The sequence below is a fragment of the Cellvibrio sp. ATLC23 genome (assembly GCF_057196725.1).
Map to the genome: position 1 here is coordinate 1 of NZ_JBXUOS010000002.1, position 25,513 is coordinate 25,513.

Annotated in this window: 23 protein-coding genes; 12 read left to right on the top strand and 11 right to left on the bottom strand. The window is 47.4% G+C overall.

Features of this window, described 5'->3' with window-relative positions; translation table 11 throughout:
- Positions 1 to 154 precede the first annotated feature (154 nt).
- A complete protein-coding gene (gene katG, locus AC2CG4_RS03025; RefSeq protein WP_484484860.1) occupies positions 155 to 2,338 on the bottom strand; it encodes a catalase/peroxidase HPI in 2,184 nt (727 codons plus the stop codon).
- 258 nt (positions 2,339 to 2,596) lie between these two features.
- On the opposite strand from katG, the gene AC2CG4_RS03030 reads away from it, so the two are divergent.
- Together AC2CG4_RS03030 and AC2CG4_RS03035 are read left to right on the top strand one after the other, a co-directional pair.
- Entirely contained in the window at positions 2,597 to 2,977 is a 381-nt protein-coding gene (locus AC2CG4_RS03030; protein WP_484484861.1) for a type II toxin-antitoxin system RelE/ParE family toxin, read from the top strand.
- Positions 2,961 to 3,275, top strand: a complete 315-nt coding sequence (locus AC2CG4_RS03035) for a helix-turn-helix domain-containing protein (protein ID WP_484484862.1) — start codon at positions 2,961 to 2,963, stop codon at positions 3,273 to 3,275. Before AC2CG4_RS03030 ends, AC2CG4_RS03035 begins: the two co-directional genes overlap by 17 nt.
- Positions 3,276 to 3,309: 34 nt before the next feature.
- Here the strand turns inward: AC2CG4_RS03035 and AC2CG4_RS03040 are convergent, their stop codons facing one another.
- Complete coding sequence (locus tag AC2CG4_RS03040; RefSeq protein WP_484484863.1) at positions 3,310 to 4,500, bottom strand: amino acid aminotransferase; 1,191 nt, start codon at positions 4,498 to 4,500, stop codon at positions 3,310 to 3,312.
- A 155-nt stretch (positions 4,501 to 4,655) separates the two neighbouring features.
- On the opposite strand from AC2CG4_RS03040, the gene cobT reads away from it, so the two are divergent.
- From cobT to AC2CG4_RS03060, 4 genes are read left to right on the top strand one after another with little or no spacing between them, the layout of a single operon-like run.
- Positions 4,656 to 5,690, top strand: a complete 1,035-nt coding sequence (cobT, locus tag AC2CG4_RS03045) for a nicotinate-nucleotide--dimethylbenzimidazole phosphoribosyltransferase (RefSeq protein WP_484484864.1) — start codon at positions 4,656 to 4,658, stop codon at positions 5,688 to 5,690.
- Positions 5,687 to 6,436 carry an adenosylcobinamide-GDP ribazoletransferase gene (locus AC2CG4_RS03050; RefSeq protein ID WP_484484865.1) on the top strand — a complete coding sequence of 250 codons (750 nt, stop codon included), beginning with the start codon at positions 5,687 to 5,689 and terminating at the stop codon, positions 6,434 to 6,436. Before cobT ends, AC2CG4_RS03050 begins: the two co-directional genes overlap by 4 nt.
- Positions 6,433 to 6,954 (top strand): bifunctional adenosylcobinamide kinase/adenosylcobinamide-phosphate guanylyltransferase, encoded by a 522-nt coding sequence (gene cobU / locus AC2CG4_RS03055; RefSeq protein WP_484484866.1) that lies wholly within the window; start codon positions 6,433 to 6,435, stop codon positions 6,952 to 6,954. The genes AC2CG4_RS03050 and cobU overlap by 4 nt, the downstream gene beginning before the upstream one ends.
- Positions 6,951 to 7,595, top strand: coding sequence for a histidine phosphatase family protein (locus AC2CG4_RS03060; RefSeq protein ID WP_484484867.1), 645 nt, complete (start codon positions 6,951 to 6,953; stop codon positions 7,593 to 7,595). Before cobU ends, AC2CG4_RS03060 begins: the two co-directional genes overlap by 4 nt.
- Here AC2CG4_RS03060 and AC2CG4_RS03065 read toward each other — a convergent pair.
- Both AC2CG4_RS03065 and AC2CG4_RS03070 read right to left on the bottom strand, forming a co-directional pair.
- Positions 7,592 to 8,008, bottom strand: a complete 417-nt coding sequence (locus AC2CG4_RS03065) for a PIN domain-containing protein (RefSeq protein WP_484484868.1) — start codon at positions 8,006 to 8,008, stop codon at positions 7,592 to 7,594. The genes AC2CG4_RS03060 and AC2CG4_RS03065 overlap by 4 nt on opposite strands.
- Positions 7,995 to 8,228: a FitA-like ribbon-helix-helix domain-containing protein gene (locus AC2CG4_RS03070; protein WP_484484869.1), complete on the bottom strand. Its 234-nt coding sequence runs from the start codon at positions 8,226 to 8,228 to the stop codon at positions 7,995 to 7,997. The genes AC2CG4_RS03065 and AC2CG4_RS03070 overlap by 14 nt, the downstream gene beginning before the upstream one ends.
- A 149-nt stretch (positions 8,229 to 8,377) precedes the next feature.
- On the opposite strand from AC2CG4_RS03070, the gene AC2CG4_RS03075 reads away from it, so the two are divergent.
- Genes AC2CG4_RS03075 through AC2CG4_RS03085 form a run of 3 tightly spaced genes read left to right on the top strand, consistent with a single transcriptional unit; the run spans position 8,378 to position 10,812 of the window.
- The gene (locus AC2CG4_RS03075) at positions 8,378 to 9,778 is read left to right on the top strand and encodes an MATE family efflux transporter (protein ID WP_484484870.1); all 1,401 of its coding nucleotides are present in this window, start codon (positions 8,378 to 8,380) and stop codon (positions 9,776 to 9,778) included.
- A 30-nt stretch (positions 9,779 to 9,808) separates the two neighbouring features.
- Positions 9,809 to 10,543 (top strand): helix-turn-helix domain-containing protein, encoded by a 735-nt coding sequence (locus AC2CG4_RS03080; protein ID WP_484484871.1) that lies wholly within the window; start codon positions 9,809 to 9,811, stop codon positions 10,541 to 10,543.
- A gap of 26 nt (positions 10,544 to 10,569) precedes the next feature.
- Positions 10,570 to 10,812 (top strand): Rho-binding antiterminator, encoded by a 243-nt coding sequence (locus AC2CG4_RS03085; RefSeq protein ID WP_062063331.1) that lies wholly within the window; start codon positions 10,570 to 10,572, stop codon positions 10,810 to 10,812.
- Between the two features lie 82 nt (positions 10,813 to 10,894).
- Here AC2CG4_RS03085 and AC2CG4_RS03090 read toward each other — a convergent pair whose 3' ends face one another.
- From AC2CG4_RS03090 to AC2CG4_RS03105, 4 genes are all read right to left on the bottom strand, one after another.
- Entirely contained in the window at positions 10,895 to 12,748 is a 1,854-nt protein-coding gene (locus AC2CG4_RS03090; protein WP_484484872.1) for a M2 family metallopeptidase, read from the bottom strand.
- Between the two features lie 18 nt (positions 12,749 to 12,766).
- Complete coding sequence (locus tag AC2CG4_RS03095) at positions 12,767 to 14,542, bottom strand: peptide MFS transporter (RefSeq protein ID WP_484484873.1); 1,776 nt, start codon at positions 14,540 to 14,542, stop codon at positions 12,767 to 12,769.
- A gap of 189 nt (positions 14,543 to 14,731) precedes the next feature.
- Complete coding sequence (locus AC2CG4_RS03100; protein WP_484484874.1) at positions 14,732 to 17,416, bottom strand: TonB-dependent receptor plug domain-containing protein; 2,685 nt, start codon at positions 17,414 to 17,416, stop codon at positions 14,732 to 14,734.
- 428 nt (positions 17,417 to 17,844) lie between these two features.
- Entirely contained in the window at positions 17,845 to 18,630 is a 786-nt protein-coding gene (locus tag AC2CG4_RS03105) for a TIGR01458 family HAD-type hydrolase (protein ID WP_484484875.1), read from the bottom strand.
- A gap of 184 nt (positions 18,631 to 18,814) precedes the next feature.
- On the opposite strand from AC2CG4_RS03105, the gene hisC reads away from it, so the two are divergent.
- Positions 18,815 to 19,867, top strand: coding sequence for a histidinol-phosphate transaminase (gene hisC / locus AC2CG4_RS03110; RefSeq protein ID WP_484484876.1), 1,053 nt, complete (start codon positions 18,815 to 18,817; stop codon positions 19,865 to 19,867).
- A gap of 61 nt (positions 19,868 to 19,928) precedes the next feature.
- Here hisC and AC2CG4_RS03115 read toward each other — a convergent pair whose 3' ends face one another.
- On the bottom strand, positions 19,929 to 20,594 hold the full coding sequence (locus AC2CG4_RS03115) for an STAS domain-containing protein (protein ID WP_484484877.1): 666 nt from the start codon (positions 20,592 to 20,594) through the stop codon (positions 19,929 to 19,931).
- A gap of 454 nt (positions 20,595 to 21,048) precedes the next feature.
- Between AC2CG4_RS03115 and AC2CG4_RS03120 the strand changes: the two genes are divergently transcribed.
- Positions 21,049 to 23,367 carry a putative bifunctional diguanylate cyclase/phosphodiesterase gene (locus tag AC2CG4_RS03120; RefSeq protein WP_484484878.1) on the top strand — a complete coding sequence of 773 codons (2,319 nt, stop codon included), beginning with the start codon at positions 21,049 to 21,051 and terminating at the stop codon, positions 23,365 to 23,367.
- Between the two features lie 18 nt (positions 23,368 to 23,385).
- On the opposite strand, the gene rimK is transcribed toward AC2CG4_RS03120, so the two are convergent.
- Positions 23,386 to 24,291 (bottom strand): 30S ribosomal protein S6--L-glutamate ligase, encoded by a 906-nt coding sequence (gene rimK, locus AC2CG4_RS03125; protein ID WP_484484879.1) that lies wholly within the window; start codon positions 24,289 to 24,291, stop codon positions 23,386 to 23,388.
- Between the two features lie 38 nt (positions 24,292 to 24,329).
- On the bottom strand, positions 24,330 to 24,794 hold the full coding sequence (locus AC2CG4_RS03130) for an ATP-dependent zinc protease family protein (protein WP_484484880.1): 465 nt from the start codon (positions 24,792 to 24,794) through the stop codon (positions 24,330 to 24,332).
- 242 nt (positions 24,795 to 25,036) lie between these two features.
- Between AC2CG4_RS03130 and AC2CG4_RS03135 the strand changes: the two genes are divergently transcribed.
- The gene (locus AC2CG4_RS03135) at positions 25,037 to 25,243 is read left to right on the top strand and encodes a PA3496 family putative envelope integrity protein (protein ID WP_062063350.1); all 207 of its coding nucleotides are present in this window, start codon (positions 25,037 to 25,039) and stop codon (positions 25,241 to 25,243) included.
- Positions 25,244 to 25,513 lie beyond the last annotated feature (270 nt).

The following is a 25,513-nucleotide window of genomic DNA, read 5'->3' on the forward strand; positions in this document are numbered from 1 at the left end:
GGGAAAAATGAGCGGATTGGAAATAAATCTCAAGAAATGTGGTTTATGCACAGCGCGGGCTAAAAAAACAAAACCCCACTTTTTAGGGTGGGGTTTGTCAGCGATCTGAGGGCGATGATTTTCATCGCCCTTTTTTTTGTTTTTAGCCCTGCAATTATTTCAAATCAAAGCGATCTGCATTCATCACTTTTACCCAGGCTTTTACAAAGTCTTTTACAAACTTCTCGCGGTTATCGTCTTGCGCGTAGACTTCGGCGTAGGAGCGCAAAATCGAGTTGGAGCCAAACACTAAATCTACTCGCGTTGCCGTCCATTTCACATTGCCGGTATTGCGCTCAACAATGTTGTAGCTGTTTTTACCCGTTGGTTTCCACTGGTAGCTCATGTCGGTCAGGTTGACGAAAAAATCATTGCTGAGCACACCGACTTTATCGGTAAACACGCCGTGTTTGCTGCCGCCGTGGTTGGTGCCCAGTACACGCAACCCACCAATTAACACCGTCATTTCCGGTGCGGTTAAACCCATCAGTTGCGCGCGGTCGAGCAACATTTCTTCTGGCTGTACGGTGTAATCTTTTTTCACCCAGTTGCGGAAACCGTCATGAATTGGCTCAAGCGGTGCAAAAGATTCTGCATCGGTTTGCGCCTCGGTTGCATCGCCGCGACCGGCTGCAAACGGCACGGTGATATTAACGCCCGCATCTTGCGCGGCTTTTTCTACCGCAGCGGTTCCGCCCAATACAATCAAATCCGCCATGCTGACTTTTTTGTCCAGACCGGATTGAATTGTCGCCAGCGCATTCAACACGTTTTGCAAACGCGCAGGCTCATTGCCTTCCCAATCTTTTTGCGGCGCTAAACGAATGCGCGCACCATTGGCACCACCGCGGAAATCGGAACCGCGAAACGTTCTCGCGCTGTCCCATGCGGTAGCCACCAAATCCGCAACACTGACACCGCTGGCGAGAATTTTTGTTTTCAACTCGGCAATTTCGGCATCGCTCAGCGTGTAATCCACTGCGGGCACAGGGTCTTGCCAAATCAAATCTTCTGCCGGTACATCGCTGCCCAAGTAACGCGCTTTTGGCCCTAAATCGCGGTGCGTTAATTTGAACCAAGCGCGCGCAAACACTTCCGAAAAGTAGGCTTGATCTTTAGCAAAACGCTCAGAAATTTTGCGATACTCTGGATCCACTTTCATCGCCATATCGGCATCAGTCATCAATGGCATACAGCGAATCGATGAGTCTTCTACATCGACGGGTTTGTCTTCCTCTTTAATATCAACCGGTTGCCACTGCCATGCACCCGCCGGGCTTTTGGTCAGTTCCCATTCGTGATTCAACAGCATTTGAAAGTAGCCGTTATCCCACTGGGTTGGATTGGTTGTCCAGGCACCTTCGATACCACTGGTGACTGTATCGCGACCAATGCCACGGGTTTTGTGATTATTCCAACCCAAGCCCTGCTCTTCCACATCCGCCGCTTCCGGCTCTGGCCCCAAATTCGCCGCACTGCCATTACCGTGTGCCTTACCGACTGTGTGACCACCCGCCGTAAGCGCTACGGTTTCTTCATCGTTCATCGCCATACGCGCGAAGGTGATGCGAATATCATTAGCAGTTTTTTGCGGATCTGGATTGCCGTCTACACCCTCAGGGTTCACATAAATCAAACCCATCATCACCGCCGCCAACGGATTTTCCAGATCGCGCGCTCCACTGTACCGGCTGCCTTCGCCACCGCTTTTGGCCAGCCACTCTTTTTCCGAGCCCCAGTAGGTATCTTTTTCAGGATGCCAAATATCCTCGCGGCCACCGGCAAAACCAAAGGTTTTTAACCCCATGGATTCATAAGCCATATTGCCCGCAAGGATCATCAAATCCGCCCAGGAAAGTTTGTTGCCGTATTTCTTTTTGATTGGCCATAACAAACGGCGGGCTTTATCCAAATTACCGTTATCCGGCCAGCTATTCAGCGGTGCAAAACGTTGATTACCCGTGCCTGCGCCGCCGCGACCGTCAGCAATACGGTAGCTACCCGCCGAGTGCCACGCCATTCGGATAAACAAACCGCCGTAGTGACCCCAGTCGGCTGGCCACCAGCTTTGGCTGTTGGTCATCAGTGCTTTGAGATCGTCTTTAACGGCTTGCAAATCGAGGAATTTAAACGCCTCGGCGTAGTTAAAATCATCGCCCAGCGGATTGGTCTTGCGGTCGTGCTGATGAAGAATGTCGAGATTCAATGCATTCGGCCACCAAGCCGTGTTGGACTTGCTCGATGCAGTATTACCGCCATGCATAACCGGGCATTTACCGGCAGATTGATTGTTTTCCATAGCTATCTCCTGTTGTGCTGATATAAGTTGAATGCTTATCGTGCGAACAACACAACCTTAGCTCAAAAGTATGGCATTAACTAAATTTACAATAAGTAACGGTGCGATTGAGTATAACTATGACAAGCAAGACTAAGCCCTACAAAATACTTATTTTTCTATCAGATGTTGAATTCACACTTTCATAATCAATAAAACACCTTAGACTATATCACCAGATGATATAGTTTAAGGCTCAAGGACAGACTGGAAATAGCGATGGATAGACTCTTCAAAACCAAAAGCTTTAACCGCTGGTGTGCGCTAGAAATAACCGATCAAGCCCTTTGCAACGCTGTGACCGAAATAAAACAAGGGTTAGTGGATGCAAATCTCGGCGGCAATGTATTCAAAAAACGCGTAGCAATTAGCGGGCGCGGCAAGCGCGGTGGCGCCAGAACACTCATTGCAACTCGCATGCAAAATCGCTGGTTTTTTGTATTTGGTTTTCACAAAAATGAACGGGACAATATCAGCAGTATTGAATTGAAATACTTGCAGCAACTCGCTCATGACCTTTTATCATTAAACGATCAACAACTGAAAACTGCGCTAAATTCTGGTGAATTGTTGGAGATAAATTATGAAAGCATCAACTAGTCGTTTATTAAGTGAGTTACAAGAAACCGTTACAGGTTTGCATAACGCAGGTGTTATTAGCGCGCGCCGCATGAATGAATACGAACCCTTGCGCAACCTGGAAGTACAAGATATTTCGCCACAACAAATTAAAGCTTTGCGCTTGCGTGAACACCTGAGCCAAAGCGTGATGGCAACAGTACTTAATGTCAGCACCTCTGCATTACAAAAATGGGAATCGGGCGATAACAAACCTAATGGCTCATCTTTACGCTTGCTCAATATCATTGAAAAAAAAGGCCTAGAAGCAATCCTCTAGGCCTTTTACATTTTTCCGCGATTCTTTTACTGGTTTACAACACCGACACTATCGCCTTAGCCACATAATCCATTTTTTCCATGCTCAAACCCGCTACGCTGATGCGGCTGGTATCGGTCATGTAAATGCTGTATTCGCTTTTGAGTTTATGCACTTGCTCAACACTCAAACCCAAAAATGAAAACATGCCGCGCTCGTTGGCGATAAAGTGAAAGTCGTGGGTCTTTTGCAAGCTATTCAGGCTTTGTACTAACTCCATACGCAAATCGGCGATGCGTTCGCGCATAAGGGTTAACTCGTCGCTCCAGACTTTGGTTAATTCATCGCTGTGCAAAATAATATCGATCAGCGCTGAACCATGCGCAGGCGGCATGGAATAGAGGCCACGGGTGACGCTGAGTAATTGGCTATTGCCTGCATTGGCTTGTTGTTCGTCGGCAAACACCATGCTCAAGCTACCGGCGCGCTCGCGATACAAACCAAAATTTTTGGAGAATGAAGTTGCAACAATCACTTCTGGCAACCGCGCCGCCATTAAACGCAAGCCGTAAGTATCCTCTTCCAGCCCTTCACCAAACCCTTGGTAAGCCATATCGATAAACGGAATGATGCCGCGCGCTTGCAACACATCGGCGACTTGATCCCACTGCACACGCGATAAATCCGCACCGCTCGGGTTGTGACAGCAAGCGTGTAACAACACCAAATCGCCGCGCGGGATTTCATTCAGGGTCGCCAGCATGGCTGCAAAATTAATGCTGTGGGTCGCGTAATCGTAATAAGGGTATTCGCGCAATTTCAAACCGGCACTGCCCAACAGGGGCACATGGTTTGCCCAAGTGGGCACGCTCACCCACAAGCTCGCACCGGGTTTGGCGCGCTGAATCAATTCTGCCGCCACCCGCAACGCGCCGCAGCCGCCGGGAGTCTGAATAGTGCGTACACGGTTGGCCGCCACTGCGGGGTGATCCGCACCGTACACCAACTTCGTAACCACTTCATTGGCGCCCGGGTAACCTGCGGGCGGGGTGTAGGCCTTGCTGGTCTCGCGGCTGATGCGCAATTTTTCCGCTTCGGCCACCGCCTTCATAATTGGCGTTACACCTGCATCATTTTTGTACACTCCCACTCCCAGATCCACCTTGTTTGGGTTGATGTCATTGGCGTAGGCGATGCTTAAACCCAAAATTGGATCGGCAGGTAACAGAGACAAGGATTCAAACATGGCAGACTCCAGACATATACAAAAACAGATTGATAGGCAAGAACAGATAGGTTGGCAAAAAACAGGGCGCGATTATACGCCAAATGACCCGATAACGGCGGCTAGACAGGACCAGATATGGTAAGTTGCGCGGCCTCAGCAAAGGAAACTGAACAATGATATTTGACTGGCAAATAGCCCCGCTAAAACGCGATTTAATCCCTGAAATTCAGGAACGTATCGACCAAAAAACCAAACCCCTTGGCGCACTCGGCCAGCTTGAACAGCTCGCACTGCAGATCGCCTTGGTGCAGCAGCGCAAGCGGCTCAGCATTGAGCGGCCGCTGATGCTGGTATTTGCCGCTGATCACGGCATTGCCGAAGAAAGTGTGAGCATCGCACCCAGCAGCGTGACGCAACAAATGGTGCGCAATTTTTTAGCGGGCGGCGCGGCGATCAATTGTTTTTGCCGCACCAATCACATTCCGCTCAAAGTGATTGATGCGGGAATAAAAGATGAAATCAAACCCGCACCTTCCGCATTATTTATGCAACGTATTGCCGCTGGCACACGCAACTTTGCCCACGAACCGGCAATGACTTTGGTGCAAGCTGAACGCGCACTCACCCTGGGCAAAGAATTTGCCGAAAGCGAAATCGCCGCCGGTTCAAACTTATTAGCCTTTGGTGAAATGGGCATCGGCAATAGCAGTTCTGCGGCAGCAATCCTCGCCACACTTAGCGATGCCCCCGTAGAAACCTGCGTCGGTTTAGGCACAGGTATTGATGAAACACAACTCGCCAAAAAAATCGCGCTGGTTAGTCAGGCCGTCGCGCGAATTAAAGACAAATCGCCGCTCAATATTTTGTGTGAAGTCGGCGGCTTTGAAATCGCCCAAATCTGCGGCGCCATGCTCGCCACTGCACAAGCTGGCCGCTTGATTGTAGTGGATGGTTTTATCGTTACCGCTGCGGCTTTACTCGCAGTAAATATAAATCCGCACACACGCGACTATATGATTTTCGCCCATGAATCCGAAGAAGCTGGTCATCAATTAATGCTGCGTATGTTAGATGCAAAACCTTTGCTCAACCTCGGCATGCGTTTAGGCGAAGGCACGGGCGCGGCGCTAGCGCTGCCATTGATCCAAGCCGCAGTGAGTTTTTATAATCAGATGGCAACCTTCGAAAGTGCCGGTGTAAAAGTGTGAAGCAACAGCTCAATTTATTTTTTCTCGCACTCGGTTTTTTCAGCCGCATTCCCATGCCCGCGTGGATTGAATACTCGCCGGAAAATCTCAACCGCGCCAGCCGCTACTTCACACTTGTTGGTTGGTTATTGGGCGGCTTGGTTGCATTGATTTTTATCGCGGCGGATTATCTTTTTTCCAATTCAATCAGCCTTTGGTTGGCGATGGCTTTTAGTTTATTACTCACCGGTGCATTTCATGAAGACGGCCTTGCCGATACCGCCGATGGATTTGGCGGCGCATTTGTGCGCGAGAAAAAACTCAGCATTATGAAAGACAGCCGCATAGGAACTTACGGTGCAATCGCATTGGTAATGGCGCTGTTAGGAAAATATCTGTTGCTGATTGAAAACACGCAAATCGCGCTAACCCTATTGATTGCCTACGCATTATCACGCGCAGTCGCTGCAAGCTTGGTGTTTGATATGCGCTACGTGGCCGAGGAGGATGGCAGTAAAAGTAAACCACTCGCAAACAACCAATCCAGAACCGATTTAATGATTTTGTTAACCACTTGCCTGCCGGTATTTTTTCTACTGCACTGGCAACAAGCGTTATTAATCATCGCCACATTAATTGTGGTTCGCTACGCCGCAAAATATTATTTTCAAAAACAAATTGGCGGTTATACCGGCGATTGTTTGGGTGCGGCGCAGCAAATTTGTGAATTGGTTATTTATGCTTTATTAGTGGCGGCTATTTTATGATCACCTTAGTCTTAGGCGGCGCCCGCTCAGGTAAATCGCGCATTGCACAAGCGCTGGCGAGCGCAAATCAATTACCCGTCGTTTATATCGCCACTGCCACTGCATTAGATGAAGAAATGGCGCTGCGGATTGAACATCATCAACACAATCGCCCCAGTGAATGGCGTGTGCGTGAATGCCCGTTGGATTTAGCCGTTGCGCTGCAAAAAGAAACGCAGAAGTCACAAACCATTTTAGTAGATTGTTTAACCCTGTGGCTAAACAACCAATTATTTGAATTCCCCGAACAAGATTTTTCTGCGCTGTTTGATGAACTGGTGAATAGCCTCCATGCAAATAAGACCGAGGTCATTTTTGTCGCCAATGAAGTCGGGCTGGGCATTATTCCACTGGGGGAAGTGAGCCGAAAATTTGTCGATGAAGCAGGCAGATTAAATCAGCAACTCGCACAAATTGCCGATAAGGTTTTATTTGTCGCCGCCGGTTTGCCAATAACCTTAAAAGACACCACACAATGAGCGCAACTCTCATCACCAGCGCAACTCTTATCCCCAGCACAACTCTCATCACCTTAGTAAGGCACGGCAAAGTCGCAGGCCCAGCCGCGCTTTACGGCAAAACCGATATCCCACTCAGCACCGCAGGCCATAGTGATTTAACCCGCGCACTGAATAATCTACACACGCAAAATCCCATCACCCAACTTATTAGTTCACCCAAAATTCGCTGCCTGCAAGTCGCACAGGAATTTTCCACGCAGCAGCACATCCCGCTGCAAACGGAAGACAACTTACAAGAAATGAATTTTGGTGTTTGGGATGGAATCCCGTTTGATGAGCTGGGCGATGAATGGAAAAATATCGAAGCCTTCTGGCACTCACCCGATTCTATGCAACCACCACAAGGTGAATCACTCGCCGAATTTGCCACCCGAATTATCAATAGCTGGGAAAAACTTATCAGCAGCAATACACCGGGGCATAAAGTGATTGTTTGTCACGGCGGTGTTATCCGTATTCTTATCGCCCACATACTGCAATTAGATTGGCGCAACGCCGCGCTATTCAAACAATTGCAGATTGATTACGCGAGTTGTACGCGGATTGAGATTGGGGATTTTGAAAATGCATTGCCGGTGGTTAGGTGGATTGGAGCCTAATTGAACGGATTTATGACTTTTACGCCCGTAGTTTTAAAATCTTCAATATTTCTCGTTACTACACACAAATCGTAAACAAGAGCAGTCGCAGCTATTTGCTTGTCTAATGCATTTTCATGATGAGGAACACGCAGGGCGCCCCACACCTGAGCCACCTCCTGAGAAAATTCGAGAATGCATTCATCATATTCATCGAGAATAAGATTGAGCCATTGTTCCAACATTTGGCTTTGCACCGAATCTCCCCGATGCCGAATTAATTCAATACCGCGACGCAGCTCACCGAGCGTGACAACACTAATGTACATAGGTGTACTGTTAAATACTGCCTGGTCAAAAAAATCCTTTACACCCTTATTGATATTCCCTTTCTTCCGCAGCTCACTGATGACATTGGTATCAATTAAATACATCGGGCGCGCCCTTATCCTGTACACGCTCAAAATCTGAATTTTGTCCGACTTCGGGAATAGAACGAAGCACATCCGCAAAACTTTTCTTTGCGGGACGCAACAATGCGCGCTCTAAAATTTTTCTGTGTTCAGCTTCTGCGCTAACACCTTCGAGACCGGCACGCGCCTTTAACGCTTGCACGATTGCATCATCAACATTGCGGACTATGAGATTTGCCATAACAACCCCCTGAGGTCATTTGATAACGAACAAATGATAGCATTGATATCAATCAGTCTCAAACTGCTTGAATCCTCTTTTTCCGCTAGAATCCCACCTGCCCATCCTTCGGGATACAACGCCCAACCGCCCCATACAACGGATACCCTGTGGAACTTTCAAACGTCGACCAACCCCTTCCCGATCACAACCTAAGCCTTGTGCAGCGCACACTCATTGAGTGGAAACAACTCGCACTGCTCGGCATGCCGATATTAATTGCACAACTGGCGCAGATGGCCAATGGGGTGATTGATACGGTGATGGCCGGGCATGCCAGCGCGGAGGATTTGGCGGGGGTAGGTATAGGGACGAGTATATGGGTACCTGTGCTGCTCTTTTTTGTTGGGGTGCTGGGTGCGTTGCAGCCGATTATTTCTGGCCACCTGGGTGCAGGCGATGTGCGCAAAATTATGCCCACCACCTGGCAGGGAATTTATATTGCACTGGCCGCCATGGTGCTGATGATTTTATTGTTGGTGAACGTACAACCACTGCTCGCTCTTTTGAAATTAGATACCACCACAATGGCCATAGCCGATGGTTATCTCAAAGCATTTTCCTGGGGTGTACCTGCACTCTTATTGCTGATCGCGCTGCGCGGCTTGACCGATGGCCTTGGTCATACACGGGTCATTATGGCGTTTTCACTACTCAGCACCCTGTTAAATTTGCCGCTAAATTATATTTTTATTTACGGTTATGATTTTATTATTTTCCAACTACCGGCGATGGGTGGTATCGGCTGCGGTTGGGCCACCAGTATTTCCAACTGGGTTGCAACCATTGCGCTCATCCTCTATTTAAACCGCAGCAGTACCTACAAAAACTTTCATTTAATTGGCGACTGGGTGGCAATCAATAAGCTGGAAATAAAAGAGCTATTGAGACTCGGTTTACCCATAGGCTTCACTCTTTTTGTTGAAGTCAGCATGTTTTGTATGATCGCTTTGTTTTTAGCACCGCTTGGTGCAACTACCGTTGCCAGCCACCAAATCGTATTAAATGCGACCTCCGTGTTTTTTATGCTGCCATTAAGTTTGGGCATGGCGCTCACCTTGCGTGTGAGTTTTTTAGTCGGCGCAAAAGATTATGAAGAAGCGCGTCTGTTGGCACGCAGCTCACTGCTATTGGCCATTGGTATTAGCTGCGTTAACGCCCCTATTTTATTTTTTGGGCGAGATTATTTAGCGAGCCTTTATACCTCAGACCTAGCAGTACTCAGCATCGCTACAAAATTATTTATGCTTGCCGCCGTTTTCCAAATAGTCGATGTAATTCAAGTGACGATGATTAGCGTACAGCGCGGTTATAAAGACACTCAAATTCCCATGCTGATTATGTTGCTGTCGTTCTGGGGAATTTGTTTGCCGCTGGGCTATGTACTGACATTTGAGGATTGGCTCGGCGCTTCTATGGGTGCATCCGGTTTCTGGACGGCATTAATTGCCGGATTAAGTTGTGCAGCATTACTACTAACCCTGCGCATGTTTCGTTTTAAACCCAGCTGAACGAATTTATTAACTTATAGGGATGACACTGTGCCGCAAATTGCCTCTCTGCTAAACACGCTAAAAAAAGCACTCAAGGCTCACGGGCTAACCTATGCCGACATAGCACCAAAACTGGATTTGACCGAGGCCAGCGTCAAGCGCCTGTTCTCTGAGCAGGCCATTTCCCTCGCGCGGCTTGAACAGATTTGTCAGATCATGGGCATGGAAATTTCTGATCTGGTGCAAATGATGAATGAGCAGCAGCCGCGCTTGCAGCAACTCACGGCTGATCAAGAAGAGGAAATAGCACGGGATCTGGTTTTATTATTAATCACCGTGTGTGCGCTAAATCGCTGGAGCCTTGAGGATATAATCTCCTTTTACAACCTGAGCGAACCAATATGCATACAAAAACTGGCGCGGCTCGACAAGCTGAAAATAATTGAGTTACTGCCGAAAAATAAAATCAAATTACTGGTAGCCACCAATTTTAGCTGGCGCGAAAATGGCCCCATCCAACACTTTTTTCAGGAAAAAATTGCGCAGGAATATTTTAAAACAGAATTTAAAGACAGCGACGAATGCCTGCTGGTACTCAACGGCATGTTGTCGCCCCAGAGCAATGGCGAATTTCAGCGCAAACTGAAAAAAATTGCTCGCGAGTTTGACGACCTTAACAGCCAAGACGCAGCCCTCCCCCTTGATAAACGCAATGGCGTAACAGTCGTAATGGCCATGCGCGATTGGCGTTATGGTTTATTCAAACCTTTAATTCGCAGTTAATGCCAAGCTAGGCGAGGACTCTCTAAATGATCAGCTGCAACCAACACGATCATATTGAAATTGTGTGCATGTATCACTACCCGATTAAACTCACACTAAAATCGGGGGACATCATTCAAGGCATTGCGCAAGACACACAGCGCAATGACCACCGCGATGAATGCATAAAGATTGATATGAATGGAGTTGAGCGGCTGGTTGTTTTGGAAGAGATAAAAACACTGGAAGTTACGGTGGATAATCCGCACTTGCAGAAAATTGGATTTTAATAACCACTGAATTATATTTGCTCTATAAAAAAGCGGCTGGAGTTTATCCAGCCGCTTTTTTATTTATTTTTTGTATGCTGTTTTACCAGCCGCAGGCCTGCCCTTGGTTTTCTTTTTCCAACCACTGCATTAGCGGGGCGAAATAATCGATGATAGCGGAGCCGTCCATTTGGCGGGTGCCTATGGCCTCTTCCAAGACGTCTTGCCAGGGTTTGCTAGCACCGGCGGCGAGCATAGTTTGTAATTTTTTGCCCGCTTCTTTGCTGTTGTAAATTGAACATTCATGCAAAGGGCCTTTGAAACCAGCCGCATCGCATAGAGCCTTGTGAAATTGGAATTGCAAAATATGCGCAATAAAATAGCGGGTGTAAGGTACATTGGCGGCTATATGGTATTTTGCACCTGCGTCAAAATCTTGTTCTGTGCGTTCAACCGGTGGCGTAATGCCCTGATATTGCGTGCGTAATTCCCACCAGGCTTTGTTGTAATCTTCCGGTTTAATTTCACCAGAGAATACTTTCCAACGCCATTGATCCATTAGTTTTCCAAAAGGTAGAAAGGCAATTTTTCCGAGCGCCAATTTCATTTGTTGATTAATAACCGATTGCTCGTTAGCTTCAACGTTTTCAATTAAGCCGATTGCATTTAAGTAACCAGGCGTAATCGACAATACAATTGTATCGCCTATCGCTTCATGAAAGCCGTCGTTCGCGCCGTTTTGAAATAACATGGGTTTATCGTTATAGGCCAGATCATAATAGATATGCCCCAACTCGTGATGTATTGTTTCAAACTCTGTTTCGGTAGGCTCAACACATTGTTTGATGCGCACATCTTCTTTTGCATCCATCGTCCAGGCGCTTGCATGGCAAACCACTTCGCGATCGCGCGGCTTGGTTAGCATGGATTTTTTCCAAAAACTGTCTGGCAGTGCGCGCAAGCCAAGTGAAGTAAAAAAGTTTTCCGCTATTTTGGTAATAGCAATCGCATCTTTGTTTTGTTTTACCAAGGCAGCAGTGATATCAAGATCGCCCACGCCGGGATAAGGTTCTACCAAATCGTAAATACCATCCCACTGCTGGCTCCACATATTGCCGAGCAGATGAGCGGGAATAGGTTTGTTTAGCGGTACTCTATCCTCGCCGTATTGTTTGGCAAGATCAGCGCGCACCTTGCAATGCAACGCCTTATATAAGGGTTCTACTTGTTGCCACAAGCGCTCCACTTCGTTTTCAAATTCGTTGGTGGGCATGTCGTAGCCAGACTTCCATGACGCACCTAAATCACCAAAACCATAAGCACGCGCGCCGCTATTGGCAATCTCAACGTAACGCTGATAGTCGTTGCGATAAGCGCGCGCAATACTATGCCAACCCGTCCAGGCATCAACCAGTTCGCTGTAGTCGCGGCTTTTGGCGAGCACATCGGAAAGCTGATTTAAATCGCGGCAGTTTTTTTCATCGCTGGTGTTAGCGCTTTCTGGTTTGCAATATTTCCCGGCACCGTAAACCCCTTCCATATGCGTACCAATACGCGCAAGCTCCGCGCGCGCTTCAGGTGTATCGGGTGGCAATAATGTTTTGCCTTGGGTCATATTGATATAAGCTTTTTTTGTAGCCGCTGACATAGGCGCATCTTTGTAGTGGCGCGCCTCTGCCAGCAACTCTTTTTCCATCGCCATCCATTTTTCATTGGACTTGGTTGCCAGCAGCGCTGAATCATCATTCAGGTAAGTAACATAAACCCACTGGGCTGCGTTGTACTCGTAATAATTATCGAGATAGGTTTTATTCACACTGGCGATAAATTCATCGGCCGATTTTACAGCAGGAGCCGCAGCAACCTCACTGGTTGACGGCGCTTTATTGCAGCCACTCAGACAAAAGAGCGCAATCGCCGAATATAAAACACTGCGCAGGCTTATATGATTTTTCATAATCTATCCCGTCAATAATTACTTAATTCCACCCATGCCTTTTTTCAGCAACGGAGAAATAACCAACATAAAAATGCCGAAGCCTATACCGAGCCACATTAAGAATTCGAATAATTGTGTGTAGGTGGCAAGTATTTTTACCGGATCTGTCGTGTTAGCAGTATCTATAGCAGCTAGCTTAGAGAGGCGTGTTGCAAGAGTTTCTGACAGTGCAGTAGCGACAAACCATGTGCCCATACTGACACCAACAACGCGTGGTATTGATAACTTTGTTACAGCAGACAAGCCGATTGGCGATAAGCACAATTCACCCGTACTATGAAATAAATAAGCAAGCACCATCCAAATAGCAGCGACCTTGCCTGATTCATCGGGATATTGCGCGCCCAACACCAATGCGCCAAAGCCCAAACCCGCCTGAATAGTGCCTAAAGCAAACTTAACTGGTGTAGAGGGGTTTAATTTACGCGCCTCCAACCACGGCCATAGAAATGCAAATGGCAAAGCAAATAACATAATAAATGCAGGATTCAATGCAGCGACCTGACTGGCAACAAAGGTAAAACCACCAATGTCGCGATCCAACACTCGATCCGCATAAAGCGTCATGGAGCCGGCTCCTTGTTCAAACAGCGACCAAAACACCACTGTAGATATAATTAACACCATCAATACCAAAGTACGTGTAAATTCCACCGACCGGTGCCGCCAAAATCCGTAACCGACAAATAACAACAACACCAAAACAGAAAGGTATAAGAGATATTCAACAATTTGAGGCGATACGTTAATGACATTATTTTGTGTAAGGATAGTACCCAACCCAAGGAAAACTACCGCGCTAGCGAATAACGCAACTGATTGCTTTTGGGGCGCAGACGAGCGGTAGATCATCGAATAGGCAAGAATTCCCACTATGCCAATTAACAGAAAAATATTTTGCGTAATATGGACAACCGGCTCACTTTGAATCAGGAAAAAAATCAATCCCATCACCGGGAATGTAGCTAAATATATCCACCACTCTCGCTTTAACCCGGACACACGAGAATTCAGCCAGTCAATGCACGGTGATTCAGCGTGCCCCAACAAATGAGGTTGACCAATCCAAAAGGTGATCATCCCGATTACCATTCCAATACCGGCCAAACCAAAACCATAATTCCAACCATAGGTTTCACCCAGCCAACCGCACACCAGAGTGGCGACCATCGCGCCAACATTTATACCCATGTAAAACAAAGTGAATCCTGAATCGCGTCGCGGATCATTTTCTGAATATAACTTTCCGACGATGACCGAAATATTCGGCTTGAGAAACCCAACGCCAGCTACGATAAAAGTTAATGCAAGATAAAATACATTTAATGCAGCGGTGTCTTGCTTGGTGATAGCCTGTTCAAGCACCGTACCCGCAACTAAAACATTACCATCAGCCAGTTTCAGGTCACTCGTGAGTTGAGTTCCAACGGCATAATAAACAGCTTGCTGCCCCTCAACAGCCATTAACAAATGGCCAATACATAATAATATTGCGCCAAAAAAAACCGCGCGCCGCATTCCTAAATAGCGGTCTGCAATTAATCCGCCAATGACCGGCAAGGCATAAACCAATCCTGCATAAGCACCAAGCACATCCAATCCATCCGCATCAGAAAACAAATGATACTTGGTGAGATACAACAATAATAAATACTTCATTCCGTAAAAAGAAAAGCGCTCCCACATTTCGGTCGCAAAACATACATACAGGCCTTTGGGGTGGCCGAGAAACTCGCCGCTAGTTCTATTCATATGGACAACTTTTTTATTGATTTTACGAAAGAGGATGTTCCAACCGTAATACAACTTCTCACAAGCCATATAAGGTTGTAGCGATCATACGCTGTTTGCCTGCCATATAAAACGCACGTGTTTGACTTACACGTGCGTTTCTATGTTGCAGCTCAAGCGAAAAATATTAACCGCTCTTGATTAAATAGACTAAATTTTTAAACTGTACTCAACGTAGACAACACGCCCGGTATTATCGTAAAGATCATAGTGCGGCTCTTCGTATAATCCGTTGCGATCAAACACTGGATCTTCATCCGTTAAGTTGGTTGCGCCGACTTTTACCTTGCCCCAACCCTCTGCATCAAAGGTATAGGCTGCATTTAGGGTAGTCCAGCTTTTGAGGTCTTTATTGCTGGTCGCTAAATAAGCATCGCCGGAATCAGTGAACGCAATAAAATCTTGCTGGGAAGATGCGCCGATATAATCGACAATAATATCGATTGAATGCTGCTCCAAGCTCCAACCGAGCGCTAATTGGGAGCGCATATCCGGCTGCAAATTAAAACCCGCAGTATCTTGCAGAGGACCACTAAAATAGCCGGGTTCTTTGTAGTCCAAGGTATGCGCAACAAACAACTCAGAAGTGAAACGCCCTACGCCTGTATCAATACCCGCTTTGATTTGTAAATCCAATCCTGAGGTTGAGAGTTCACCGTTATTGACGTAGGCGCTATGAACAATAGGCTTACCACCGCTGCGATCAACATACGTATTGCTCGCAGGATCAAATGGGTAACCCGCCACTTCGGCATAAAATACATCTTGCGTAACCGGCTGGATAATAACGTTGCTGATATCGACCGCCCAATAGCTTAAATCGACTGAGAAGTCATCACTGATTTGCCAATTACCACCCAAGCTAAATGAATCAGATTTTTCTGCATCCAAATTTTTATTGCTGTAAAAATAAGTATCAATTTGAGTACTGGAACAATCCTCTGGCGCAATATTATTTTTAGCGCAGGTAAATTGATCGGATGCAGTTTCGGCAGAAAATGCGGTAGCGCCGTAGATCTCATCCAAACCTGGAGCGCGAAATCCGCGCCCAATACGCGAGCGCAACACCAGCGAGTCAGTCACCTGCCAAGTGGCCGCAATAGTAGGTGAAGTGGCTGAACCAAAATCGCTGTATGAGTCGTAGCGAACGGCGGCATTCAATTCAATTGCGTCGCTAACCGGGATTACCGTCTCGGCAAAAAATGCCGATATATCGCGATCACCACGCGCTGAATTGCCGGAACTTCCGCCAACAAATCCGCCCTCTGATGCACGATCATAATTATTTTCATAGTCCAGCGAAATTTCTTCCGCCCCGACCAGCGCCAGTACATCGCCAGCGCCAAACCAATCGCCAATACCAAATTGTAATTGGCCATAAAACTTCATCATTTCACTCAGGTTATCTTGCGTGGTTAAGGCGCTCATCGCCTGTGCGCCCTCTTCCGAAAAAGGGTCGATCCCCTGATTCATCACATAATCAAGACCGGTATAAGACAAATAATATTTTCCATATTCTTTTGCGTCGTAGCGGCTATTTTGCACATAGACTTCATAGCTCACTTCATCCGTCAAATCGCCACGCAAACCAAACGTGGTATCAAACTGTGTATCGGTAGTGAAATTATCGCGCAGCCCAACATTGGTCCAGCGATAGTAACCAGTGAGCTCATAATTATCGCCAATCAACCCCTGCTGTTTTAAAGCATCTATATCGTAGGGAACATCCTTATAGTCGGCAGGCATTTCATCCCACGTAGCTGCAGGCGGTGCAAAACGCCCAAACGACTCAACGCGCGAAATAATTGCGCGGGCATAAAATTCAGTGGAATCACTTACATCATAAGTGTAATTGACATACACATTGGTTTTGTCCAATTCAGCTTTGTTGGCGGAAACATCGGCAAAGCCATACATGCAATAGGTGTTTTCATTCAGATTAGAATCTGCACCCCAGTCAATATCGGCATCCACTACACCGAGAAAACTATCACCTGCGGCACAACCATTTGCCGCCTTGATTCGATCATAACCCGTGTCCGGATCATAAATAGCAATTGATTTGCCGTAGATAGAATAGCCAACAGTATCCACATAGGCATCGATCACGCCGTCGCCGTCAACATCACGGGTTTTCGGCGCTGTGTAGCTGCGGTCGCGATCATAAATTGGATCGCGCATACTTTTTTCGATGGCAAAAGTGAGGTTGCTGTTATCACTATCAACACCAGCCAAAAGACTTGCAGTGAATTCACTGCCGTCATCGCGCGCGCGATCGCCACCGCGTATTTTAAATTCCACTCCATCAAAATTTTCACGCAGATGCATATTCACAACGCCCGCAACTGCATCAGAGCCATAAACTGCAGAAGCTCCGTCGGCCAAGACCTCAACCCGTTCCACTGCAGCCATAGGCACCATATTAATATTGGTTGTTGAGGCACCCAAATTCGGCGAGCCCACCATGCGCCGACCATCGAGCATGACCAAGGTGCGGAAGTCTTCCAAACCGCGCAGATTTATCGTTGCGTTGGACTGCGCAGAACTGCCCGACCGCTCGCTGAATGACCCAAAAGAATTGAGCGGAGAATTGCGCAACACATCGGCTATGGTTAGCGACCCTAGTGCATCGATTTGCTGGCGTTCAATTTGAACTACCTGTCCACCATTTTGATAATTGCTGCGTTTAATCCGCGAGCCGGTAACCAAAGTTTCTTCGATATTGTCGTCAGCCGCTGGTTGTGCGAAAACTGGCACAGCCACACTCATCAACAAGCTCGCAGCGCCTAATGTAATAAATTGAACACTTAAGGATAACGGATGTCTTTTATTCATTTACTCACTCCCAGTAGTAACTAATTAAATATCTCGTACACACGCTTAAACCTGCCCCTAACACACTGCTAAATATGTTGGATTGAATTAAACAAAAAGGTATTTTGGCAAATGCGGCTTTCATGCCAAGTAGCGGCTATACAATAAAACCCGTTAATTACCCATGAATTTTGTGCTCGAGTCTAGCTATTACTGGGGACAAGGATTGAATTGGTGAACCAGATCTCTTTATGTTTTTGTCTTAATCTTGAAGATTAGTTTAGTGGAAGTTTTTAATTGCACCAGAATGCATCAACCTAACGCCCGGCAAAAATTATGCGCGAGCCAAAAACGTGCGCGAGCGCTACTTTCGCTAAAAAGGTTTACAGACAGAAAAATGAAATTTAAGGCGACACTGCGCAGTCCTTAACTAAGTCAAAACCAAGCGTTTAAGTTATGGCAGCCAACAGGTTAGCGATTGAGGGGATAACATGGTCTGGTGCGACTGCAGACCGCTCAAAGTAAGCTCGACGAAATTTTCCAGTTTCAACCAGGCATCCTTTTATTCCAATTAGTTGGGCCCCGCCAACATCGCTGTCAATATCATCGCCAACCATTAGTGCATCCTCTGCATTTACCAGCGCAGAATCCAGCACTCGCTGATAAAAATCACGGTTAGGTTTCCCCATTACTCGGGCATTTTTACTGCTGACATATTCAAGGCCTGCAACAAAAAAACCTATATCGGCTTTAAGACCATCTTCAGTTTGCCAAAAACGATTTTTATGCAGCGCAATTAACTCTGCGCCGCCGTGCATCGCATTAAATAAGCGATTAATCAGGCTTAAATCCCAAGCATCACCAATATCACCTAGCACCACGTAATCAGGTTTTTTTTCATCCCAACAGAATTCGGAAAAATCCAATTTGATACTATCGGCCACCACCGGCCATATACGCACCGGACGACGCAATTGTTGCTGCAAACTCAACAACTCAAGTTTGGCCCCCACAGGCGCACTGATCAGTTCATCTTCCTCCAACGTAAAACCCATCACACGTAACTGAGCCACCAATTCATCCTGAGACTTGGTTGTTGTATTCGTAAGGAAGCGCAAGCTTATGCCGCGTTCACGCAACTTTTGGATACAGTCAATCGCGCCGGGAATGGGTTGATTGCCAACATATAGAGTACCGTCCAGATCCAGCATAATTAATTTCGGCGTTCGACTCATAGTAGCGTCCTGTGTTTACTCGAATTGCAGTGTGTCTATTAAGTGTAGCTCCCAGCTAACTCACCCTGTTCTGAACCAGCAATAAATATTCCATCAACACCGGAAAACCAGTAGAAGGATAGGAACAGCGCTTGGCACAGCGTATACTGCCCACCCGTTTTAATGCGTGCCGAGAGGAGCAAACATGTCGAAGTTTTGGAGTCAGGTGGTGCGTGAACTGGAGCCCTATGTGCCCGGTGAACAGCCGCAAATTGATGGTTTGATCAAGTTGAACACCAACGAGAGCCCCTACCCGCCCTCGCCCAAAGTGATCGACGTAATCAACCATGACGCTATCGACCGTTTGCGCCTCTACCCGGATCCCAACTCGAAAAGACTGAAAAACACCATCGCCAACTACTACAATGTCACGGCAGAGCAAGTGTTTGTCGGCAATGGTTCAGATGAGGTGCTGGGGCTTTTATTTATGGCCTTTTTCCAGCAGGACAAACCGCTGTTGTTCCCCGATATCAGCTACAGCTTTTATCCGGTCTATTGCAAATTATTTGGCATCACCGCACAAACTATTCCGACGCGCGATGATTACACGATTAACTTTTCTGATTACGCAATTGCCAACGGCGGCATTATTTTCCCCAACCCCAATGCACCCACAGCGATTGGCAAACCGCTCGCAGACATTGAAGCCTTGTTGCAAAACAACACTGAGTCGGTGGTGGTAGTCGATGAAGCCTATGTCGACTTTGGCGCGGACACAGCGATTGCGTTAGTTGATAAATACCCCAATTTGTTAGTGGTACAAACCTTGTCAAAATCCCGCTCACTCGCCGGTATGCGCGTAGGTTTTGCGGTCGGCCACAAAGATTTGATCGACGCATTAGACAGGGTCAAGAATTCATTCAATTCTTATCCGCTGGATCGTTTGGCAGAAGCAGCGACGATAGTTGCGTTTGAAGATGATGCCTACTTCAAAAGCTGTCGCGATAAAATTATCGCCACCCGCGATTGGACAGTAAGCGAACTGGATAAACTCGGTTTCAAGACTTTGCCATCGCAAGCCAATTTCGTCTTCACCGAACCGGTAGGGAAAAATGCTGCTGAAGTTGCACAGTATTTGCGCGACCACAAAATTCTAGTGCGCTATTTTAACAAACCACGAATCAATCAATTTTTGCGCATTACCATCGGCACCGATACCGAAATGCAAGCGCTGATTGGGGTTTTAAAAACACTGTAACGCATATTGAAAACAGGCAAAAAGCCCGAGCAACTCGGGCTTTTTTGTAAGTAATCGCAACTTATTTAGCCGGTGAGATTTGCGCGCCTTCAATGACAAAATATTTATCCATAGCAGTCCACTGCAATAACTCGATCACATCTTTATTGCAATTACACAACTTGATTGCATCGCGCGCTGAACCTTTGCGTTCTTTAAATAAAAGCAGCATGCCCAAGCCCGTTAAACTTAATGACGGCGCTTCACTGAGGTTGAACTCGAACTCTTTGATATCCGCCGATTCAGGATCGTTTAACAACCGGCTCCACTCCTGGCGCAAATCATTATCGATAGTGCCATAGATATTCACACGCAAACCGCGCCCATTATTAATCCGCACCCAATCCATACTGGCGGAATCTGAAAAGGTCACTGCTGAAGATGAGGGCGGCTTAGCAGGCGTTGTTTTTTTAGTGGGGCTTGAGGCAGCCTGGGGGTTCGCCTTAATCGGCACATGCGCGCGCGGCATTGCTATAGACCCGTGGGCAGCCGCGGTTGGTGGCAGCAAGGGTTTGGGTCTGGTCTTATCGACCCAACCATCGGGCACCACATCATCCCAACTACTTTCTACTTTGCCATTGCCGATGACTTCATCGATCACCCGCCCTTCCGTGCGTTTGACGCGAGCCTGCTCATCATTGGCGCGAACAACTTTTCGTTCACCCACAAAAGGAACAAGATGGCGCATGCGATTCCCCTGAAATGCCATTGATAATCAATATAATGTTAGCGCAGCGTTAAACAAATGCGAGCCTCCCGCTACCACCCCCTTGTCATCACTTTGTATCTATGCCTGTTTTTTACGCATTCTTATGAAAACATATTATTGGCGCGATTTTCATCTTTCACCCAAAATGTCCCGATCCATTGGGAAGTTTGGAAACACCTGTGTATTGATTCCATCCAATCTTAAATAAAGTTTCCGTAATGGTGGTAAGCCCCCTATTTATTTATCATAAAAAAAATCTCCAATAAGCTTTTTTGTTGTAAAGTGCTGATTCGATATAGAAATTTGGGAAATGCAGGCACCGGAAGAGCGGCCAAAAGTTAGGTTTTTAGTGATAGTGATCTACCGCCTTTAACAGGGTTATCCTATGGGAAGATGCACTAAATGGCGCGACGATCACCCAAATTGAGCGATTATGCAAAATAATGAAGCAGCGCAGTCAAAGAACACTGCTATAGAATTAATCAAAAAGTTTCAGCAACTTTTTACCGATTTAAATCACAAACAAATTGCCGAGCGGTTGGTGAAGTTGGTTATTACCAAAGAAGCCATAAGCCGCGCTGTATTAATTGTTGAACGTGATAGCCATCTGTATGTTGAAGCCATTGCCTCATCTTGCCCACGTGCGCCCTTTGTTAGCGGCGTGGCGACTTCACTTAGCCGTCTAAATTATTTACCTCACCAACACATTCATCAGGTTTTTGATTCCGGTAACCCTTGCGCACTGGATCAGCAGGTCATTAGCAAACTCGGCGCCCTTTTTATCCAAAAAGGCACCAACTCCTGCTTTTTGCATCCAATTCTGGAAAAGAACAAAACCATCGCCGTGTTTTATATGGAGTCCACCCAGCAATTACCGCAACTGCAAAAGGTAGTGAGTGAACTGGATACGGTATGGACATTTAGCTCACTGCTCGTGCGACAAGTCATCGACATGTGGCACCACGAAGAGCAAGCCGAGCGGTTTCGCCTTGCCGAACAGGCACTTTGGGCGAGCGAAACCTATTTGAATGCGATACTGCGCTTTTCCCCCGCGCTAATTTCAGTGAAGGATTTGGATGGTAATGTAGTGCTGGCAAGTGAGCACTTCAAACAAATGGCCAATATCGATGAATCCGGATTTGTCGGCAAAAACGTGTTTGATGTTTACCCCAAAGACGTTGCCCAATCCATGTGGGAAATCGACATAGCCGCCAAAACCAAACAGCAGACCTACGAGGTCGAGCTGAATTTAATGCATAAAGATGGCAGCCAACACACCTACCTGATGGTTAAGTTTCCGCTGCGCAATAAAGAAAACAATGTGTTTGGTGTCTGTACCATTGGTACCGACATTTCGGAGCGCAAATTGGCGGAAAACGCGCTGCGCGAACAGCAATCGCGCCTCAACTACATGGCCTTCCACGATTCGCTAACCTCCCTGCCCAACCGCTCATTGTTTTATGACCGCATTTATCACGGCCTGGCGCGCGCGCGTCGCAGCGACTCTAAAGTCGCCTTGATGCTGCTCGATATCGACCGATTCAAAAATATCAATGACAGCCTCGGTCACGACGCGGGCGATATTTTGCTGAAAGCCATCGCTATGCGCCTGAATGAAGGGGTGCGCGATATGGATACAGTAGCGCGCTTGGGTGGCGACGAATTTGTGGTAGTACTCGAAGGTATTCACGACTTGGAAGACGTAGTGTTTGTCGCGAATAAGTTGCTGACAACATTGGCGCGGCCACTGGAAATAAGCGGCCACAGTATTTCCACCACAGTCAGTATTGGCGTCAGCGTATTTCCTGACGATGGCATGGATACAGATGAACTGTTAAAAAATGCCGATGTTGCTATGTACAAGGCAAAAGAGGCGGGCAAAAACAATTGCCAGTTTTATACCAAAGGCATGAATGCCACTGCAGTGAATTATTTATTGCTGGAAAACGATTTGCGCCGCGCCGTAGAGCAACAACAACTGGTGCTCTACTACCAGCCGCAAGTCGATTTAAAAACCGGCGAGATGATGGGTGTAGAAGCGCTGGTGCGCTGGCAGCACCCAGACCGGGGGCTAATATCACCCGCACACTTTATTCCGCTCGCCGAAGAGACAGGTTTGATTGTGCCGATTGGTGAATGGGTGCTGCGCGAAGCCTGCCGCCAACAAAAGATTTGGCTGGATGCAGGTAAGTTTGTCGGCAAAATTGCAGTAAATCTGTCGCCACGCCAATTCCGCCAAAAGAACTTCCCGGGCAAAGTCGAAGCCATTCTCACCGACATAGGCTTAGAAGCAAAATATCTGGAACTGGAGATCACCGAAAGCTGCGCCATGGAACATGCCGGCGAGACGATCAATCAGCTCAATCAACTCAATCAGATGGGCATGTTTCTCGCCATCGACGATTTTGGCACTGGCTATTCATCGCTCGCCTATTTACAGCGTTTTCCGATTCAGAAACTCAAAATCGACCGCAGTTTTATCAATGATATTCACGACGACGATAACGATGCCGCAATTGCTAAATCGATCATCGGCCTGGCGCACAACATGCAGATGCGAGTTGTTGCCGAAGGTGTTGAAAACGAGCGGCAAGCCGAATGGTTGCGCGACAAAGGCTGTGATCAAGCCCAGGGGTTTCTCTACGCCAAACCGATGACATCCAAACAATTAGAAAACCATTTCCGCGATGGAAAATTTTATTTCGATGGCACCGTCATTCAGCTAGAAGCGCATTTGAAATTGGGGGCTTAAAAGCCCCCGAATTTACCCCTAACCCTTACCGCGAACCTTGTTCGCATTGGGCCGCGCATTTTCTTCAACAAATTGCACAATCGCATCCGCAACATCTTTTTGCGTTGCACCTTCAATCCCCTCAAGGCCAGGCGATGAATTCACTTCCATCACCAATGGGCCACGACTGGAGCGGAGCAAATCCACCCCTGCCACATGCAAGCCCATGGTTTGTGCCGCTTTAATCGCGGTGCGTCGCTCGGTTGGCGTGAGCTTAGTGACCTTCGCCGAGCCACCTCGATGCAGATTGGAACGGAACTCGCCCTCTTGCGCAGTGCGCTCCATGGCCGCGACCACTTTATCGCCAATCACAAAACAGCGCACATCGCTGCCATTGGCCTCTTTAATAAATTCCTGCACCAAAAATTCGGCGCGCAACTCACGGAAAGCTTCAATCACACTCTCTGCTGCTTTTTGAGTTTCAGCGAGCACTATGCCGCGCCCCTGAGTGCCCTCGCATAGCTTGAGCACCAGCGGTGTACCACCCACTAACTTGATCAGCTCTTTGGCGTCGTGCACGTTGTAGGCGAAGCTGGTTTTGGGCAAGCCAATCCCCTTGCGCGACAGCAACTGCAGTGCACGCAACTTATCCCGCGAACGACCCAACGCGATGGATTCAGTGAGGCAGTAAACGCCCATCATCTCAAACTGGCGAATGACCGCTAAACCATAATGTGTTACAGACGCGCCGATACGCGGGATCACCGCATCAAAATCTTCCAGCTGTTCACCCATATACCAGATGGCTGGGCTATCGGAAGCGATATCGATGTAGCACTTGAGGATATCAATGACACGCACCTCGTGGCCGCGTTTGGTGCAGGCCTCGACCAGTCGACAGGTGGAATAGAGGCGACGATTGCGCGACAAAATTGCGATTTTCATAAGAAACCTGAGTTAGAAAAAAGAAAGGTGGTTGATCGCTAAAGCGATGCCATCGCCGGGTGGTTTTTATTGCCACCCAGTAAAAAAGATTTGCTGCTGTCTACCCAAAAACCCTGCTTCAAAGCGCTGCGCCCGAGCAACATGCGGAAGCGCATATTCTCCCGATCTGTAAGGGTGACCTCAATAGACATACTGATTCCGTTGATAAGCAAGCAGGTTTCGATCACCACCCGCTCCTCGCTGTGCCCGCCGGAATCGGTCACCTTGCGAATATCCTTCACCGGTGCCTCGCACTCAATGCAGGTGAGGCTATCTTGCTGCGATGGGTGCAGGCCAAACCTCACCCAAGGCTTGCCATCCTTATCAAACGGGGTAACGTAATACGCATGTAACGCACTGGTGCGTGCGCCTGTATCGACCTTGACCTTAATGGCCGGGATACCTAATTCCGGTAGCCCTACCCACTCACGCCAGCCAATTACCTCAGGTTGTTTTTTTGTCACTGCCAGAAGCCCTCTGTTGTCGGACCATTGAAATTACCGGATTAATTGAATAGACACGCAAACCTAAAACAACAGGCGCGCTTTGTACCCCAGTTAAGGCTCAAGGTACAAAGGAAAAATTTAATATCGCCAAGCGATTTTTCTTTCGTTTTTTTATAGGCTATGGTAAATAGCGCGGGTCAAATTTCCCCGCTAGGGGAGCCGACGCCACCCCCTCTCTCTGTCAATGTTGGAGTAGTCTTATGTCAGTTGATGTAGAGTCACCAGATACTGATCTGATGAGTGATGGTAGCACCGAAACCGATGATGATGAGGCAACGCCAAAACTCACCGGCAAAGAAGCTAGCCAGCACACTCTGGAAATGCGCCGCAAAATCGAAGATCGTTTGGAGCGTCGCCGCATTAAGGATCAACTGGGTTACGACGATCTTTCCGATCTGGAGTTTTAATCCAAAAATCGTACCCGGCGTATCTCTGGTATTCGGTTAACACCCATAACGGTACCCCCAGCCGCCAGTTTACTGGCGGCTGGTTTTTGTCGGCTCCGCTCCCATTTCACACATTTACCCTTGCCTGCTTCTGCCGCTATTGCCGTCTAAATCATTAACTTCTATGATCGGCTTATAGTCACTTGTATACTACCGAATGAATTTAACCTTTCAGCAATCTCTCCAGGGCGGGTTTGATTGACATTAAACGCAAGAATCGCATTTCCAATC

Excerpts from the sequence above, each read along its gene's own strand:
- AC2CG4_RS03065 (WP_484484868.1), bottom strand. The coding sequence starts at position 8,008 with ATGTATTTAATTGATACCAATGTCATCAGTGAGCTGCGGAAGAAAGGG.
- AC2CG4_RS03040 (WP_484484863.1), bottom strand. The coding sequence starts at position 4,500 with ATGTTTGAATCCTTGTCTCTGTTACCTGCCGATCCAATTTTGGGTTTA.
- AC2CG4_RS03120 (WP_484484878.1), top strand. The coding sequence starts at position 21,049 with ATGCAAAATAATGAAGCAGCGCAGTCAAAGAACACTGCTATAGAATTA.
- AC2CG4_RS03095 (WP_484484873.1), bottom strand. The coding sequence starts at position 14,542 with ATGAATAGAACTAGCGGCGAGTTTCTCGGCCACCCCAAAGGCCTGTAT.
- rimK (WP_484484879.1), bottom strand. The coding sequence starts at position 24,291 with ATGAAAATCGCAATTTTGTCGCGCAATCGTCGCCTCTATTCCACCTGT.
- AC2CG4_RS03105 (WP_484484875.1), bottom strand. The coding sequence starts at position 18,630 with ATGAGTCGAACGCCGAAATTAATTATGCTGGATCTGGACGGTACTCTA.
- katG (WP_484484860.1), bottom strand. The coding sequence starts at position 2,338 with ATGGAAAACAATCAATCTGCCGGTAAATGCCCGGTTATGCATGGCGGT.
- hisC (WP_484484876.1), top strand. The coding sequence starts at position 18,815 with ATGTCGAAGTTTTGGAGTCAGGTGGTGCGTGAACTGGAGCCCTATGTG.
- AC2CG4_RS03100 (WP_484484874.1), bottom strand. The coding sequence starts at position 17,416 with ATGAATAAAAGACATCCGTTATCCTTAAGTGTTCAATTTATTACATTA.
- cobT (WP_484484864.1), top strand. The coding sequence starts at position 4,656 with ATGATATTTGACTGGCAAATAGCCCCGCTAAAACGCGATTTAATCCCT.
- cobU (WP_484484866.1), top strand. The coding sequence starts at position 6,433 with ATGATCACCTTAGTCTTAGGCGGCGCCCGCTCAGGTAAATCGCGCATT.
- AC2CG4_RS03090 (WP_484484872.1), bottom strand. The coding sequence starts at position 12,748 with ATGAAAAATCATATAAGCCTGCGCAGTGTTTTATATTCGGCGATTGCG.
- AC2CG4_RS03085 (WP_062063331.1), top strand. The coding sequence starts at position 10,570 with ATGATCAGCTGCAACCAACACGATCATATTGAAATTGTGTGCATGTAT.
- AC2CG4_RS03135 (WP_062063350.1), top strand. The coding sequence starts at position 25,037 with ATGTCAGTTGATGTAGAGTCACCAGATACTGATCTGATGAGTGATGGT.
- AC2CG4_RS03115 (WP_484484877.1), bottom strand. The coding sequence starts at position 20,594 with ATGCGCCATCTTGTTCCTTTTGTGGGTGAACGAAAAGTTGTTCGCGCC.
- AC2CG4_RS03030 (WP_484484861.1), top strand. The coding sequence starts at position 2,597 with ATGGATAGACTCTTCAAAACCAAAAGCTTTAACCGCTGGTGTGCGCTA.
- AC2CG4_RS03035 (WP_484484862.1), top strand. The coding sequence starts at position 2,961 with ATGAAAGCATCAACTAGTCGTTTATTAAGTGAGTTACAAGAAACCGTT.
- AC2CG4_RS03070 (WP_484484869.1), bottom strand. The coding sequence starts at position 8,228 with ATGGCAAATCTCATAGTCCGCAATGTTGATGATGCAATCGTGCAAGCG.
- AC2CG4_RS03060 (WP_484484867.1), top strand. The coding sequence starts at position 6,951 with ATGAGCGCAACTCTCATCACCAGCGCAACTCTTATCCCCAGCACAACT.